Origin of the sequence: Methylorubrum podarium, assembly GCF_022179745.1 — a bacterium.
GTDB classification, from domain to species: Bacteria; Pseudomonadota; Alphaproteobacteria; order Rhizobiales; family Beijerinckiaceae; genus Methylobacterium; species Methylobacterium podarium.
This window is the reverse complement of the sequence record NZ_BPRD01000237.1, coordinates 1-13,619: the sequence shown is the minus strand read 5'-3', so window position 1 is coordinate 13,619 and position 13,619 is coordinate 1. Positions and strand designations below refer to the sequence as shown.

Annotated in this window: 18 protein-coding genes; 5 read left to right on the top strand and 13 right to left on the bottom strand. The window is 72.7% G+C overall.

Going from position 1 to position 13,619, the window contains the following annotated elements; genetic code table 11:
• Positions 1 to 106: 106 nt before the first annotated feature.
• The 5 genes from MFF42_RS12625 to ygfZ all read right to left on the bottom strand — a co-directional run bounded on the left by MFF42_RS12625 (position 107) and on the right by ygfZ (position 3,097).
• A complete protein-coding gene (locus MFF42_RS12625) occupies positions 107 to 373 on the bottom strand; it encodes an exodeoxyribonuclease VII small subunit (protein WP_238256063.1) in 267 nt (88 codons plus the stop codon).
• A 97-nt stretch (positions 374 to 470) separates the two neighbouring features.
• A complete protein-coding gene (locus MFF42_RS12620) occupies positions 471 to 983 on the bottom strand; it encodes a tyrosine phosphatase family protein (RefSeq protein WP_238256062.1) in 513 nt (170 codons plus the stop codon).
• Positions 984 to 990: 7 nt separating this feature from the next.
• Positions 991 to 1,623, bottom strand: coding sequence for an HD domain-containing protein (locus MFF42_RS12615; protein ID WP_238256061.1), 633 nt, complete (start codon positions 1,621 to 1,623; stop codon positions 991 to 993).
• Positions 1,620 to 2,246, bottom strand: a complete 627-nt coding sequence (locus MFF42_RS12610; RefSeq protein ID WP_238256060.1) for a DNA-3-methyladenine glycosylase I — start codon at positions 2,244 to 2,246, stop codon at positions 1,620 to 1,622. Before MFF42_RS12610 ends, MFF42_RS12615 begins: the two co-directional genes overlap by 4 nt.
• A complete protein-coding gene (ygfZ, locus tag MFF42_RS12605) occupies positions 2,243 to 3,097 on the bottom strand; it encodes a CAF17-like 4Fe-4S cluster assembly/insertion protein YgfZ (RefSeq protein ID WP_238256059.1) in 855 nt (284 codons plus the stop codon). Before ygfZ ends, MFF42_RS12610 begins: the two co-directional genes overlap by 4 nt.
• A gap of 111 nt (positions 3,098 to 3,208) precedes the next feature.
• On the opposite strand from ygfZ, the gene MFF42_RS12600 reads away from it, so the two are divergent.
• Positions 3,209 to 4,546, top strand: a complete 1,338-nt coding sequence (locus MFF42_RS12600) for a dihydroorotase (protein WP_238256058.1) — start codon at positions 3,209 to 3,211, stop codon at positions 4,544 to 4,546.
• Between the two features lie 257 nt (positions 4,547 to 4,803).
• Here the strand turns inward: MFF42_RS12600 and MFF42_RS12595 are convergent, their stop codons facing one another.
• The 5 genes from MFF42_RS12595 to MFF42_RS12575 all read right to left on the bottom strand — a co-directional run bounded on the left by MFF42_RS12595 (position 4,804) and on the right by MFF42_RS12575 (position 8,039).
• Positions 4,804 to 5,058, bottom strand: coding sequence for a hypothetical protein (locus tag MFF42_RS12595; protein ID WP_017483807.1), 255 nt, complete (start codon positions 5,056 to 5,058; stop codon positions 4,804 to 4,806).
• A gap of 171 nt (positions 5,059 to 5,229) precedes the next feature.
• Positions 5,230 to 5,685: a TIGR02301 family protein gene (locus MFF42_RS12590; protein WP_238256057.1), complete on the bottom strand. Its 456-nt coding sequence runs from the start codon at positions 5,683 to 5,685 to the stop codon at positions 5,230 to 5,232.
• Positions 5,682 to 6,179 carry an NUDIX hydrolase gene (locus tag MFF42_RS12585; protein ID WP_238256056.1) on the bottom strand — a complete coding sequence of 166 codons (498 nt, stop codon included), beginning with the start codon at positions 6,177 to 6,179 and terminating at the stop codon, positions 5,682 to 5,684. The genes MFF42_RS12590 and MFF42_RS12585 overlap by 4 nt, the downstream gene beginning before the upstream one ends.
• On the bottom strand, positions 6,176 to 7,324 hold the full coding sequence (locus tag MFF42_RS12580; RefSeq protein WP_238256055.1) for a hypothetical protein: 1,149 nt from the start codon (positions 7,322 to 7,324) through the stop codon (positions 6,176 to 6,178). Before MFF42_RS12580 ends, MFF42_RS12585 begins: the two co-directional genes overlap by 4 nt.
• Complete coding sequence (locus MFF42_RS12575) at positions 7,317 to 8,039, bottom strand: SDR family NAD(P)-dependent oxidoreductase (RefSeq protein ID WP_110351670.1); 723 nt, start codon at positions 8,037 to 8,039, stop codon at positions 7,317 to 7,319. The genes MFF42_RS12580 and MFF42_RS12575 overlap by 8 nt, the downstream gene beginning before the upstream one ends.
• A gap of 298 nt (positions 8,040 to 8,337) precedes the next feature.
• Between MFF42_RS12575 and MFF42_RS12570 the strand changes: the two genes are divergently transcribed.
• Positions 8,338 to 8,721, top strand: a complete 384-nt coding sequence (locus MFF42_RS12570; protein ID WP_238256054.1) for a response regulator — start codon at positions 8,338 to 8,340, stop codon at positions 8,719 to 8,721.
• 166 nt (positions 8,722 to 8,887) lie between these two features.
• Here MFF42_RS12570 and pdxH read toward each other — a convergent pair whose 3' ends face one another.
• A complete protein-coding gene (gene pdxH / locus MFF42_RS12565) occupies positions 8,888 to 9,532 on the bottom strand; it encodes a pyridoxamine 5'-phosphate oxidase (RefSeq protein WP_238256053.1) in 645 nt (214 codons plus the stop codon).
• Positions 9,533 to 9,619: 87 nt separating this feature from the next.
• Between pdxH and MFF42_RS12560 the strand changes: the two genes are divergently transcribed.
• The 3 genes from MFF42_RS12560 to fabI all read left to right on the top strand — a co-directional run bounded on the left by MFF42_RS12560 (position 9,620) and on the right by fabI (position 12,441).
• Positions 9,620 to 10,183 (top strand): RT0821/Lpp0805 family surface protein, encoded by a 564-nt coding sequence (locus MFF42_RS12560; protein ID WP_238256052.1) that lies wholly within the window; start codon positions 9,620 to 9,622, stop codon positions 10,181 to 10,183.
• Positions 10,184 to 10,336: 153 nt separating this feature from the next.
• Positions 10,337 to 11,296: a DnaJ C-terminal domain-containing protein gene (locus MFF42_RS12555; RefSeq protein WP_238256051.1), complete on the top strand. Its 960-nt coding sequence runs from the start codon at positions 10,337 to 10,339 to the stop codon at positions 11,294 to 11,296.
• 317 nt (positions 11,297 to 11,613) lie between these two features.
• Positions 11,614 to 12,441 (top strand): enoyl-ACP reductase FabI, encoded by an 828-nt coding sequence (gene fabI, locus MFF42_RS12550; RefSeq protein WP_238256050.1) that lies wholly within the window; start codon positions 11,614 to 11,616, stop codon positions 12,439 to 12,441.
• 3 nt (positions 12,442 to 12,444) lie between these two features.
• On the opposite strand, the gene MFF42_RS12545 is transcribed toward fabI, so the two are convergent.
• Both MFF42_RS12545 and MFF42_RS12540 read right to left on the bottom strand, forming a co-directional pair.
• Positions 12,445 to 13,128, bottom strand: coding sequence for an MOSC domain-containing protein (locus MFF42_RS12545; protein WP_238256049.1), 684 nt, complete (start codon positions 13,126 to 13,128; stop codon positions 12,445 to 12,447).
• Between the two features lie 3 nt (positions 13,129 to 13,131).
• A partial coding sequence (locus MFF42_RS12540; RefSeq protein WP_238256048.1) for an AAA family ATPase occupies positions 13,132 to 13,619 on the bottom strand: 488 nt, incomplete at its 5' end.

Below are 13,619 nucleotides of genomic sequence, written 5' to 3'. Positions count from 1 at the left end.
TCGTGTCCGCTAGTGCCACCGGACCAGCCTCATGCCCAAAGTGAGGAAAGGCGCGCAAACCTTTGCACGCAATGAATGTTCTTGGAATCCGAACCGCACCGGACGCCTATTCGACGTCGAGCGGCGCGGCGCCCGCGGCCCGGCCGTCCGGCCCGATGGCGATCTTCTGGATGCGCGCCTCGGCCCGCTTCAGCAGCGTCTCGCAATGGCGCTTGAGCGCCTCGCCGCGCTCGTAGATCGCCACCGACTCGTCGAGGGGCACGTCGCCGCGCTCCAGCCGGCGCACGATCTCCTCGAGCTGCTCCATCGCCTGCTCGAAGGGCAGATCGTCCGGCACCGGCGCCGCGGACGCGTCGGGTGTATGATCGTTCATACGCGTTTCCTTTGGGGCGGGTTATGACGGGCGACGTGCGGTCGCACAAGCCCGGGTCGATTGCGTGCGACCGATCTTCCCGATCCGCAGCGGCCGATTACGTCAGGGCGATCCGGAACGGCGTTCCCTCGAAAGCCTCCGCGCCGCGGCCAATCCCGGCGATCGCCGCGCTCATCCGCCCCGCGCGGCCGAGCAGGCGGTCGGCGATCTCCACGAACAGGCGGTTCGGCGTGGCGCTCGGCGCGAGCCGCCGCAGTTCCTGCGCGAGCTCCGCCTCGCTCGCGGAGGGCCTCAGGGCGCAGGCGATCGCGTAGGCCGCCGCGGTGGAGCGGCTGATGCCGGCGTAGCAGTGGATCACCATCGGCCGTTCGCGCGGCCACGCCGCCACGAAGTCGAGGACGGCCCGCACATGCGCCTCGCCCGGCGGCAGATGGCCGTCCATCGGCGCGACGATGTCGCTGAAGCCCACCCGCAGGTGGTGCTCCGGGCGGATCGCGGCCGGGCGCTCCACCGCGCTGCCGAGCGTGGCCAGGGTGACGAGATGGCTCGCGCCGCTCGCCGCGACGGTCTCGGGCAGGCGCGAGAGGGAGCAGACGTGGAGGCTCGGCATGGTCGTGTCAGTCTCGCGCCCCGCGCTGGAGCGCGTCGAAGCGGGCGAGATAGCACGCCTCGGCCTCCGCCGTCGGCCAACCGGTGACCAGCGCCTCGATCTCGGCCCGAACGGAATCGGGCAGGGCCGGAGGACGGCCGAAGATCCCGTCGGCCTCCGCATTCGAAAAGCCGGCGAGCCGGGTCGCCTCGATCGCCGCGGCGACCCGGTCGGCGCGCTTGACGAGGCGCGACAGGGCCGGGGAGGGGGCGCAGAGCCCGAAGCGCTGGCGGATCGCCGCGAGCAGGCGGCGCTCGACGCTGCGATAGGCGTCGCCGATGGCGTTCTTGAGCGGCGAGATGATGTCGCCGATGACGTATTCCGGCGCGTCGTGGAGCAGCAATTCGAGCCGCTCGGGCGCCCCGATCCGCGGATCGAGGGCGCCGCCGATCGCCTCGACCAGCAGCGAGTGCTGCGCCACGGAGAAGACGTGCGGCCCCGCCGTCTGCCCGTTCCAGCGGGCGACGCGGGCGAGCCCGTGGGCGATGTCGGTGATCTCGACATCGAGCGGCGAGGGGTCGAGCAGGTCGAGCCGCCGGCCCGACAGCATCCGCTGCCACGCCCGCACCGGCTTCTTCGGGGCCGAGGCGGCGATGCTCACGGATGGCGGCCCTCGCCCAGTGCCGCGCAGGCGGCGTGGCGGTGGCAGCCGGTGAGGTGGTCGTTGACCATGCCGACCGCCTGCATGAAGGCGTGGACGATGGTGGGTCCGCAGAAGGTGAAGCCCTTCGCCTTCAAGGCCTTGCCCATCTTTCGCGAGACATCGGTTTCGGTGGCGATCGCGGCGCGGCTCGCCGCATCCGTCTGGATCGGCCGGCCGTCGCAGAAGTCCCAGAGGAAGGGCGCGAAGCCCGGCCCCGCCTCCTCGATCGCGAGCCACGCCCGCGCGCCCTGGATCGCGCCGCGGATCTTGGCGCGGTTGCGGATGATGCCGGTGTCGCTCATCAGCCGCTCGACATCGTCGTCCGTGAAGCGGGCGACGCGCTCCGGCTCGAACCCCTCGAAGGCGCGGCGGAAGCCGTCGCGGCGGCGCAGGATGGTGATCCAGGACAGGCCCGCCTGGAACCCGTCGAGGATCAGCTTTTCGTAGAGCGCGCGGGAATCGTACTCCGGCACGCCCCACTCGGTGTCGTGATAGGCGACGTAGAGCGGATCGTTCCCCGGCCACCAGCAGCGCGGGCAGCCGTCGGGATGGAGGACGAGGCCGGAGGCGTCCGCGCTCATCCGGCGGCGGCCGTGTCGGAGGGGAAGGCGAAGGCGGCGAAGTCGGGCTTGCCCACGGCGGCGACCGTGCCGCCCGCCCGCACCGGCTCGCCGGCGGCGAGGGCGTCGCCGAGGCGGTCGAGGCGGATCGTGGCGAGCCCGCGTCCGCCGGCGGCGCTTCCCGTGACCCCGAGGCTGCGCGCGCCGGCCGTCACCTCCGTGCCGGGCTCCGGCGCCGGACCGTCGCGGTAGACGATGGGCAGGATGCGGGTGCGGGCGGTGCCGCGGTGCTGCATCCGCGAGACCACCTCCTGCCCGACATAGCAGCCCTTCTTGAAGTCGACGCCGCTGAGCTGGTCCATCAGCGCCTCGTGCGGGAAGGCATCCCCGAAGGCGAAGTCGCGCCCCCCCTCCGGCACGCCGAGGCCGATGCGGTGGGCGTGGTAATCGGCCTCCGTCGCGTCCGCCGAGAAGGCACCTTCCGAAAAATACAGCCGCTCGCCGAGCGCCGGCAGGCGCCCGTCGCGGACGCGGATCGTCTCGGCGGCGGTCTCCGCCCCGTCCCAGGCGGCGGCCACGCCCGAAGCCGGATCGGCGGCCACCGTCACCTTGGCGCGCAGACGGTAGAGCCCGAGCCGCTTGACGAGGTCGGTCACGCGCTCGGCGGCGGTGTCGAGGCGGAAGCCGTCCCCGGCGCGGGAGACCAGGAAATCGAACTGGATCTTGCCCTGGGGCGTCAGCAGCGCACCGAGCCGCGCCTCGCCCTCGGGCAGCGTCTCGACGTTGCAGGTGAGGATGCCTTGCAGGAACGCGAGCGCGTCCGGACCCGACACGGCGACGACGGCACGGTCCGGCAGCAGGGCGATCGGCATGGCATCTCCTTAGGCCGCGGCGGACGGACGGCGGCGTTGCGCGCGTGGGACGCCTGACATAAGCCGCGCTGATCCTCGTCTCAATCGCATGATGCGAACCGGGAGAGCCCGATGGAAGCGCCCTTCGACCTCGTCCTGTCCGGCGGCACGCTGGTGAACCACGACGGCGAGCATCGCGCCGACCTCGGCATCCGCGGCGGACGGGTGGCGGCCATCGGCGACCTCTCGGGCGCCTCGGCGCAAGAGCGGCGCGATTGCCGCGGCCTGCACCTCCTGCCCGGCGTGATCGACAGCCAGGTGCATTTCCGCGAGCCCGGCCTCGACCACAAGGAGGATCTGGAGACGGGCTCGCGCGCGGCGGTGATGGGCGGCGTCACCGCGGTGTTCGAGATGCCCAACACCACCCCGCAGACGACGAGCGCGCAGGCGCTGGCCGACAAGGTGGCCCGCGCCCATCACCGGATGCATTGCGATTTCGCCTTCTGGGTCGGCGGCACCCACGAGAATGCGGGCGAGGTGGCCGAGCTGGAGCGGCTGCCGGGGGCGGCCGGGATCAAGGTGTTCATCGGCTCCTCCACCGGCTCGCTGCTGGTCGAGGACGATGCGGGCGTGCGCGCGATCCTCGAGCGCATCCGCCGCCGGGCCGCCTTCCACTCCGAGGACGAGCCGATGCTGCGCGATCGCAAGGGTCTTCGCGTGGCGGGCGACCCCGCCTCGCACCCGGTCTGGCGCTCGCCGGAGGTCGCGGTGAAGGCCACCGAGCGGCTGATCGCGATCGCGCGGGAGACGGGCGCGCGCATCCACATCCTGCACATCTCGACCATGGACGAGATGCCGATCCTGGCGGCCGCCAAGGACGTGGCGAGCGTCGAGGTGACGCCGCATCACCTGACGCTCGACGGCGAGGAAGCGTACGCCCGGCTGGGCACCCTGGTGCAGATGAACCCGCCGGTGCGCGACGCCGGGCACCGCCACGGGATCTGGCGCGGGCTGTCCCAGGGGATCGTCGACGTGCTCGGCTCCGACCACGCGCCGCACACGCTTGCGGAGAAGGCCAAGCCCTACCCGGACTCCCCCTCGGGGATGACCGGCGTCCAGACGCTGGTGCCGATCATGCTCGACCACGTGAATGCCGGAAGGCTCTCGCTCGCCCGCCTCGTCGACCTGACCAGCGCCGGGCCGAAGCGGCTGTTCGGCATCGCCCGCAAGGGGCGGCTGGCGGTCGGCTACGACGCCGACGTGACCGTGGTCGACCTCAAGCGCCGCGAGACGATCCGCAACGACTGGATCGCCTCGAAATGCGGCTGGACCCCCTATGACGGCGTCACCGTCACCGGCTGGCCGGTGGGCACGGTGGTGCGCGGCACGCCGGTGATGTGGCAGGGCGAGCTGGCCAACCCGTCGCGGGGCGAGGCGGTCGTGTTCGAGGAGGCGCTGCCGGCGGGGTAGAGGACGATGCCGAGCGTGGCCCGCCGCGCCGTGTCTTCCTTTATGTAGGGACGGCCTCACGCATCCGAGGAAGTCTCATCCGGCGCGCGTCGCGGTCTGGATGGCTTCGGCTCCGCCTCGCAATGACGGCGGAACGGACCCGCATCGTCATTGCGAGCGTCAGCGAAGCCATCCGGCGGCGCGACGAGGCCGGCGTAGCACCTCGTCGTCCGCCTTCCTCGGCGGATCGGCTCGCGTGAGACGGCGAGCGTCGCCCCTCAGTGCTGCAGCGTCGTCGTAAAACCGCCGCCGCGGATGCGCTCGGGCAGGGTCTCGGCGTAGCGGGCGGTCGCGTCCTCGCCGTAGGTGGCGACCAGTTCCTGGAAGGCCGCGAACAGGGCGGCCTGCGCCATGCAGTCGCCGTCGATCCCGTCGAGGCAGCCTTCCGCGAAGGCCTCCGTCACCAGCCCGAGCGCGAGGCGCTTGCTCTCCGCATCGACGTCGAAGGGAGCGGTGTCGGAGTCGTGGATCATGGCGGGCGGCTTCGCTTCTCGGCCGGAACAGTGCCGGCAAGACATCGCCACGATACGGCAGCCTTTACGGGCCGGGAAGCAGGGAATTGCGAAGAGGTTAATTCGAAGGGGCAATTGCGAAAGAATTTTGCAACGCCGCCGCAGTGTGGCGCGCCCGCCACAAACGCTCCGCTACCCCCCGAACCGCCCGGCGATGGCGTGCGAGAGCCGCTCGCCCTCCGCGATGTAGCGGCGGGCGGCCTCGCCCGCGGCGGGAGTGCAGACCCGATAGGTCAGGCTGTAGCCGCGGAAGCCGCGGTTGTAGGCGCCGGCCAGCCGGTCGCGGCGGTTCGGGGTGACGCCCTCGCTGTCGAGGATCGCCTTCATCCGCGCCGGCCATTCGACGGCGTCGGGCTCGGAGCAGAGGCTTCGCAGGAAGGCGAGCGCCCCGACGATTTCCGAGAGCCGCATCAGGTCGCGATCATAGGGCGCGGGCGGCGGCTCGGCCGGGGGCGGCGGCTCCTTGTCCTTCTCGGGCGGCTTGGGAGCGGCTCTGGCCGGGCCCGAGCGCTGCTGGGCGAAGGCCTCCGCCGCCGGAGCGAGGGCGAGCAGGGCGGCGAGGATCAGGCGTACGAATCCCGTTCTCATACCGAACCTTTTGCCGGCCCTTCCGCCGCCGATCCCACGCGAAAAAACGCCTCGCGCAGGGTGTCGATCAGCCCCGGCGTGGTGGTCAGGTCGGCGATCTCGTCGAGGCGCGCCCAGCGCACGGCGAGGGCTTCCGGCCCCGGCACCGGCTCCCCGGCCCGCCAGAGCGCGGCGTGGGGATGGATGACGTAGTGATGGCGGACGCGGTCGGTCTCGTCGCGCAGGATGATCTCCGTCGGCGTCAGGCTCGGGCCGACCACCTCGGCATGCACGCCGACCTCTTCCTGCAGTTCGCGCAGGGCGCCCGCGGCGAGGGACTCGCCCGCTTCCACGAGCCCGCCGGGCAGGGTCCAGACGCCGCGCATCGGCTCGTTGGCGCGGGCGGCGAGCAGCACCCGGCCGTCGCGGATCACCGCGATCGAGACGCCGATCAGCGGGCGGGCCGGAAACAGCCGCCCGTCCTCCGCACCGGCTTCCTGCCCCGCTCCGCTCACGGCGCCGGCACCGCGACGAGGCGTCCGTCGGCGAGGCCGACGAGGATCGTCTTGGCGGTTCCGCCCGCGTCGAGCACGGCGACGCCGTGGGCGGCCGGGGCGGGCAGGGGGATGCGCGCCCGCTCCGCCGGGCTGCCGCCCTTCAGCGACACCACAGCGAGGGCGGAGCGGCCGGCGACCGGCAGGGCGAGGTCGGGCGGGTTGCCGCCGCGGGGAACGGGGGCGGCGAGGTCGGCCTCCTCGCCCGCCGCCGGGCCGGCATAGCCCGGCCCTTCGCCCGCGAGACTGAACGCCCCGTCGGCGAAGCGCCAGAGCTGGAGCACGCCCTCGCCGTCGGGGGCGCGGATCGCGGCGACCTGCGGCTGGCCGGTTCCCGAGAAGTCGGCGATGGCGGCGAGCGCCAGCGGCGCAGCCTCATTCCCCTTGCCCGCTTGCGGCGGCGTCTGCGCCGCCAGCGTCCAGGTGCCGTCCTTTCCCTTCGCGGCGAGGGCGAGGCCGGAGCCGGCCGCCCCCTGCGCGGTCACGGCGACCACCGCCGGGCGGCCGTCGAGGCGGGTGATGCGGGGCGTGCGGCCGGCGAAGACCCGGTCGTCGCCCGGCGCGAGGGTCTGGGTCGTCACCGGCACCGCCTTCGGCTCGGCGGTGACGCCGAGCGGCTGGCGCTCGCGCAGGGTCAGGACGGCGCCCTGGCCCGGCGCGCCGCCGAGCGCCCGGGTCGGCCCGGTGAGATAGGCGCTCAAGGGTCCGTCGAGGGCGCGGCGGGAGCCCGGCACGGCGCCGCGCGGCGTCTCGGCGGCGGCGAAGCCCTCGATCGCCTCGGCGCCGACCAGCGTGGTGCGCAGGCGGTCGCCGTCGAGGCTGAGCACGGCGCCGCCGCCCTCGCCCCAGACCACGACGACCGGCGCAACCGCGGTGCCGGCCGTCGCCTTCGGGTCGGCGCTGGCGGGCGCGCGGGCGACCGGCAGCAGCCCGGAGGTCGCGACCGACAGGGCCACGTCGCTGCCGGGACCGCGCATCGCCTTGACGGCGAACGGCAGCGTCACCGGCTCGACCTTCGACCGCTCCTTGGGCCCGTCCTCCGCCGCGGGGGCGGGGAGGGCGGTCAGCGACAGCAGGGCGGCGAGAACCGCCCGGCGATCAAACATGCTGGCCGCCGTTGATGTGGAGCTCGGCGCCGTTCACGTAGGACGAGGCTTCGGTGCAGAGGAAGTAGATCGCCTTGGCAACCTCGTCCGGCGTGCCGAGCCGGCGCTGGGGGATCTGCTGCACCAGCTTGTCGGTGCCGGGCGAGAGGATCGAGGTGTCGATCTCGCCGGGCGAGATCGCGTTGACGCGCACGCCGAGCGGCCCGAAATCCGCGGCCATCTCGCGGGTGAGGCCGGCGAGCGCGGACTTCGAGGTGCCGTAGGCCGCGCCGGCGAAGGGGTGGACCCGCGAGCCGGCGATCGAGGTGACGTTGACGATCGAGCCCCGCGCGCGGGTCAGCTCGTCGCACAGGCCCCGGGCCAGCAGGATCGGCGCGAAGAAGTTGACCTGGAAGACGCGGGCCCAGTCCTCGTATTCCGTGGTCAGCGCGCCGAGCCGCTCGCCCTCCGGCCCTTTAGGCGAGATGCCGGCATTGTTGACCAGCGCGTGGAGCAGGCCGCCCTCGGCGGCGAGCCGCTCGGCCACCTCCCGCACCCCGCGCACCGTGTCCGCGGCGTCGGCGAGATCGACCTGGAGATGGTCCTCCGGCCCCATCTCCCACGGGCAGTTCTCGGGGAAGGGATGGCGCGAGCAGGTGATGACGCGCCAGCCCGCGGCGGAGAAGCGCTTGACGGTGGCGTGCCCGATGCCGCGGCTCGCGCCGGTGAGCAGCATCACCCGTCGACGTTCGTTGGATGAGGCCAAGGCCGGGTCCCTCGCTGCCCGCGACGCGCAACCGCGGTGAGCGGGCTCGAGCGGGTCTTCGCCCCAAGGGATAAGCCGCGCCCCGCCGGAAATCCAGGGCCGCGCTGCATTGCGAAACAAGAGGCGAAACGAGCGGCGAAGCGCGCGCGGGACGCGGTGCCCCGGAGCCGAGGCCCCGCCCGCTTTCCGCGCTTGTTCCGCGCCGGTCTTCATGCAACCCCAAGGCGGGGGTCGCGGGTTCGAGGATCGGAGAAGGGATGCGACGCGCGTGAGCGAAGCGGAAGCGAGGCCGACCGTCCTCGTCGTGGAGGACGATGCCGTGACCCGGCACGCCGCGGTCGAGCTGATCGCCGAGGCCGGCTACGCCGTGCGCGAAGCCCGCAACGGCAACGAGGCGATCCGCATGCTCGACGCGAGTCAGGACACGGGCGAGGCGGTCTGCGTCGTCGTGACCGACATCGACATGCCGCTCGGCATCGACGGCATCAAGCTCGCCGCCTGCATCGACCGGCGCTGGCCGGAGGTCGGCATCGTCATCACCTCCGGCAAGGTGCGGCCCGCCCCCGGCGACGTCCCGGCCGACGGCCTGTTCATCCGCAAGCCCTACACCGAGGAGAGCCTGATCACGGCGATCCGCTCGGTGATGCCCTGAGCGTCTCGCACCGTCTGTTCGACCGGCTCATCCGACCAACCCCCCTCATCCTGAGGTGCTGCGAAGCAGCCTCGAAGGAGGGCTCCAGAGGTCGCGCGATCCCTGGAGCCCTCCTTCGAGGCTCCGCTTCGCTCCGCACCTCAGGATGAGGGGAAGGACTGGAACATCAGGGATAGAGCCGCGCGCGGGCCCAGCCGTCGCCCTCGCGGGTGAAGCGGACCCGGTCGTGCAGGCGGTAGGCGCCGTTCTGCCAGAACTCCAGTTGCACCGGGGCGATGCGGAAGCCGAGCCAGTGCTCGGGACGCGGCACCGGGCCGTTCTCGTACCTCTCCGCCAGGGCGGCGACCTCGGCCATCAGGGTCGGCCGGTCGAGGAGCGGGCGCGATTGCCGGCTGGCGATGGCGCCGATCCGGCTGTCGCGGTGGCGGCTCGCGAAATAGGCGTCGGCCTCCTCGGGCGTCACGGGGGAGACGGGGCCGCGGGCGCGGATCTGCCGGCCGAGCGACTTCCAGTACAGGACCGTCGCCGCCTGCGGGTTGGCCAGCAACTGCCCGCCCTTGGCCGATTCGGCGTTGGTGTAGAAGACGAGCCCGCGCGGATCGTAGCCCTTCAGCAGCACCACCCGCACGTCGGGCAGGCCGTCGGGGCCGGCGGTGGCGAGCGCCATGGCGTTGGCGTCGACGGGCTCGGAGGCTTCCGCCTCCGCCATCCAGGCGGCGAACAGCGCCCAGGGGTCGCCGGACAGGGTGAAGTCCTCCGGATGCACCGGCAAGGCCTGCGCATCACCCTCTCTTAACCGATCGATGGCCATTTTCGTCCCTGTGGCAGCCGGGTCGGGGGGCACCGACGTCGGGCAGCACACCCCGTCGGACCCCGTTCTGTCTCGAGTTCAGGTGTAATGCGTCTGCGTCCGTGTAAAGCCCTCGGCACAGCCCTCGTTCGCGCGCGCTCCGCCGAAGGAGAGGCTGTCTCGACGCGCGGATCCGCGCCCCGGCACGGCTTCACCGGCCGGGTTGCGGGCCGGATCGCGGGGCTGCTGACCCTCGGCCTCGCCGCCCTCTCCTGCGGTGCCTGCAGCGGGCCGATCCTGTCGTTCAAGAGCGAGGAGGCGCCGGCCGCGCCCGAACCGCTCGTCACCGGCAGCATCCCGAAGCGGCCCGCGAGCTTCGGGCGCGACCTCGACGGCGAGGATTGGCGCCGGGCCCACGCCGCGCTCTCCGTCGCCCTCGATCCGCAGGGCAACGGGCGCCCGGTCAAGTGGGAGAACCCGGAGACCGCCATGCGCGGCGCGATCAACCCGACCGGCCTGCCCTACGTGGCCGGCGACGAGATCTGCCGCGACTTCCTCGCGACGGTGGTCGGCGGCGCCAACAACCGCTTCGTGCGCGGCACCGGCTGCAAGCCCTCCGGCGGGGAATGGGAGCTGAAGCGGCTGCGCGCCTCCGGCGAGGCCAAATCCTGAACGCTGTCCGGAAGCGGCTCGCGAAAAATCCGTGCGCGGGGCGGTGAACGTGGTGAATAACGGTGTTGCAGAACCGCAACGCCTTTCCCACGTTGTAGCCACGCGGCAGAGGCCGTATCCCTAGACGGTTGCGACCCCCACAAAAGAATCCCGATGCGAAACCCCTACGACGTTCTGGGCGTGGCCAAGGGCGCGGGCGAGGCCGAGATCAAGAAGGCCTTCCGCAAGCTCGCCAAGGCGTACCACCCCGACAGCAACAAGGATCCGAAGGCCGCCGAGCGCTTCGCGGAGGCGAACACCGCCTACGAGATCCTCGGCGACAAGGAGAAGCGCGCGCAGTTCGACCGCGGCGAGATCGACGCCGAGGGCAAGCCGCGGGCGACCGGCTTCGAGGGCTTTTCCGGCTTCGGCGGCGGGCGCGGCGCCGGCTTCGACTTCGAGGGATTCACCCGCGCCCGCGGCGCGGGCGGTGCGGGCGGAGCCGGCGGCGGAGCGGGACCCGGCGGCATCGGCGAGGACTTCATCAGCCACATCTTCGGCGAGGCGTTCCGCGCCGGCGGCGCCGGGCCCGGCGGGTTCGCCCGCGGCGGGCCGGCCCGCGGCGAGGATGTCGCGGCCGAGCTCAGCGTCACGCTGGAGCAGGTCGCGGGCGAGGAGAAGATGCGGATCGGCCTGCCCGGCGGGCGCGACGTCGACGTGATGATCCCCAAGGGCGTCGTCGACGGCCAGACCATCCGCCTGCGGGGGCTGGGCGGCTCGGGCGGCCCGCGCGGCGAGCCCGGCGACGCGCTGCTCACCATCCGCGTCCTGCCCCACCCGCTGTTCAAGGTGGAGGGCGCGGACCTGCGCGCCACCGTCGACCTGCCGCTGGAGGATGCGGTGCTCGGCGGGACCCTGCGCGTGCCGACGCTCACCGGCGCGGTCGAGATGAAGGTGCCGGCGATGACGAGTTCCGGCCGCACCTTCCGCCTGCGCGGCAAGGGCCTGCCGAAGAAGGACGGCACCCGCGGCGACCTGTTCGCCACCACCGCCATCACCCTGCCGGCCAGCGACGACGCGGCCCTGACCGACTATGCCCGCCGCCGCCGCGAGGCCAAGGCCGGGACGGCGTAAGGGTCGGCTTCGAGACGCTCAAGACAGAGGGCGCGCGGCTGAGAGTGCCGGGCCGGGAAGGATTGTGCCGTATGGCAGGCGCGAAGAGCGCCCGCGGAGCGGGCCTCGGCCATCGGCCGAGGCGCTGAGCGGAGCGAAAGCCTGAGGCCGCGGAGGCGGCCGCCGGCGCTTGAGGCCCAAACAATGAAGACCGGGATCGCCGTCCGGCGATCCCGGACGCCTTCAGGCTTCCCCCCCCGGCCACCCTCCGCTAAGGAAGCCCCCGGCGCAGGGCCGTCCCTCGAGAGGCGCCCGCGCGGCCGAAGCGAAGGTGACGCATGTCGGAACAGAAGCCGGGCGGGCTGCTCGCGGGCAAGCGCGGGCTGGTGCTGGGAGTGGCCAACAACCGCTCGATCGCCTGGGGCATCGCCCGAAGCGCCGCCGCCCACGGGGCGGAACTGGCCTTCACCTACCAGGGCGAGGCGTTGAAGAAGCGCGTCGAGCCGCTGGCGCGCGAGTTGAACGCGCACGTGGTCGGCCATTGCGACGTCACCGATCCGGCCTCGATCGATTCCGCGTTCAAAGCGACCGCCGAGCTGTTTCCCGAGGGCATCGACTTCGTCGTCCACTGCATCGCCTTCTCCGACAAGGACGAGCTGACGGGCCGCTACCTCGAAACCTCGGAGGCGAACTTCACCAAGTCGCTGCTGATCTCCTGCTACTCGTTCACCGCCGTGGCGCAGCGGGCGGAGAAGATCATGCGCGAGGGCGGCTCGATGCTGACCCTGACCTATTACGGCGCCGAGAAGTGGATGCCCCACTACAACGTGATGGGCGTCGCCAAGGCCGCGCTGGAGGCGTCGGTGCGCTACCTCGCCGCCGACCTCGGCCCGAAGCAAATCCGCGTCAACGCGATCTCGGCCGGACCGATCAAGACGCTGGCGGCCTCCGGCATCGGCGACTTCCGCTACATCCTCAAGTGGAACGAGTACAACGCGCCGATGCGCCGGACCGTGACCATCGAGGAGGTCGGCGAGACCGCGGCCTACCTGTTCTCCGACATGTCCCGCGGCATGACCGGCGAGATCCTGCACGTCGATGCCGGCTACCACGTCGTCGGCATGAAGAACCCCGACGCGCCGGACATCACCCGCGAGCGGGACTGAGGCTCACTCCGCCTCCCCGAGCCTCCGGCGCCAGTCCTCCACGGCGCCGCTCGCGAGCCGGCGGGCGGCGAGCGCCCGCCAGGATTCGGTCAGCGGTGCCAGCGCGGCGATCTCGCGCAAGGCCGCCGCGTTCAGGCGATCGACGTAGACGTGGTGCAGGAGCCGCGACAGCGGCCAGTCCGGGTGCGGACGCTCCACGAGGTCGAGCGCCTCTCCCGCCGCCACGGCGCCGGGCTCGATCACCCGGTAGTACCAGCCGGTGCGCCCGCTCGCCTGCACCCGCCGGGCCATGTCCGGCACGCCGAAGCGCAGGTTCAGCTTGAAGCAGGGCTGCCGCGCCTGCGAGACCTGGAGCAGGGCGCTGCCCGCCCGCCACAGGTCGCCGACGCAGACCCGGGCTTCCGTCAGACCGTGCGACGAAACGTTCTCGCCGAAGGCGCCGGGCCGCTCCAGCAGGTCGGGCAGGCCGGGCAGTTCGCCGCGCCACGCGGCGGCGTGGTCGAGGGCGTAGTGGTGAACGGCCTTCTCCGGGCCGCCGTGGAAGCGGCGGTCGGCCTGCGCGTCGCCCGCGAGCCCGAGCGGCCCCACCGCGACGGGACCCTCCACGGGCGCCTTGGCGATGGCGCTCGTCGTCGTCCCGAGCGGCGCGGCGCGCCCGGTCAGCACGGCCTCGATCACGACCCGCATGGCTCACGCGTCCTCGTCGGAAAAGTCGCCGGCCAGCCGCAGGCCGTCGATCCAGGTCGCGCCCTCGCGCTTGAGCACCAGGCGGGGACGCACCCCGCCGGCTTCGGCCAAGGCCGCGGCGAGGCGCTCGGAATGCGTCACCAGCCAGACCTGCGTGCGCCGCGCCGCCCGGGCGATCATGCGCGCCAGCGGCTCCGTCAGGTCCGGATGCAGGCTGGTCTCGGGCTCGTTCAGCGCCAGGAAGGGCGGCAGCCGGTAGGCGAGCAGCGCGCCCGCGAGAGCGAGGTAGCGCAGCGTGCCGTCGGAGAGTTCGGACGGCTCGAACACGCGCTTCGGATACTCCGAGAAGATCACGCCGAACCGCGCCTCGCGCGCCGGCGGCGGGATCACGAGGCGGGCGCCGGGAAAGGCGTCGGCGAACGCTCCGTCGAGGTCGGCGGTGTCGCCGCGGATATGGGCGAGGGTGGCGAGGACGGCGGCGAGGTCGGCAC

Coding starts and splice junctions, on each gene's coding strand:
- MFF42_RS12625 (WP_238256063.1), bottom strand. CDS start 373: ATGAACGATCATACACCCGACGCGTCCGCGGCGCCGGTGCCGGACGAT.
- MFF42_RS12620 (WP_238256062.1), bottom strand. CDS start 983: ATGCCGAGCCTCCACGTCTGCTCCCTCTCGCGCCTGCCCGAGACCGTC.
- MFF42_RS12610 (WP_238256060.1), bottom strand. CDS start 2,246: ATGAGCGCGGACGCCTCCGGCCTCGTCCTCCATCCCGACGGCTGCCCG.
- ygfZ (WP_238256059.1), bottom strand. CDS start 3,097: ATGCCGATCGCCCTGCTGCCGGACCGTGCCGTCGTCGCCGTGTCGGGT.
- MFF42_RS12600 (WP_238256058.1), top strand. CDS start 3,209: ATGGAAGCGCCCTTCGACCTCGTCCTGTCCGGCGGCACGCTGGTGAAC.
- MFF42_RS12595 (WP_017483807.1), bottom strand. CDS start 5,058: ATGATCCACGACTCCGACACCGCTCCCTTCGACGTCGATGCGGAGAGC.
- MFF42_RS12590 (WP_238256057.1), bottom strand. CDS start 5,685: ATGAGAACGGGATTCGTACGCCTGATCCTCGCCGCCCTGCTCGCCCTC.
- MFF42_RS12580 (WP_238256055.1), bottom strand. CDS start 7,324: ATGTTTGATCGCCGGGCGGTTCTCGCCGCCCTGCTGTCGCTGACCGCC.
- MFF42_RS12575 (WP_110351670.1), bottom strand. CDS start 8,039: ATGCTGCTCACCGGCGCGAGCCGCGGCATCGGGCACGCCACCGTCAAG.
- pdxH (WP_238256053.1), bottom strand. CDS start 9,532: ATGGCCATCGATCGGTTAAGAGAGGGTGATGCGCAGGCCTTGCCGGTG.
- MFF42_RS12560 (WP_238256052.1), top strand. CDS start 9,620: ATGCGTCTGCGTCCGTGTAAAGCCCTCGGCACAGCCCTCGTTCGCGCG.
- MFF42_RS12555 (WP_238256051.1), top strand. CDS start 10,337: ATGCGAAACCCCTACGACGTTCTGGGCGTGGCCAAGGGCGCGGGCGAG.
- fabI (WP_238256050.1), top strand. CDS start 11,614: ATGTCGGAACAGAAGCCGGGCGGGCTGCTCGCGGGCAAGCGCGGGCTG.
- MFF42_RS12545 (WP_238256049.1), bottom strand. CDS start 13,128: ATGCGGGTCGTGATCGAGGCCGTGCTGACCGGGCGCGCCGCGCCGCTC.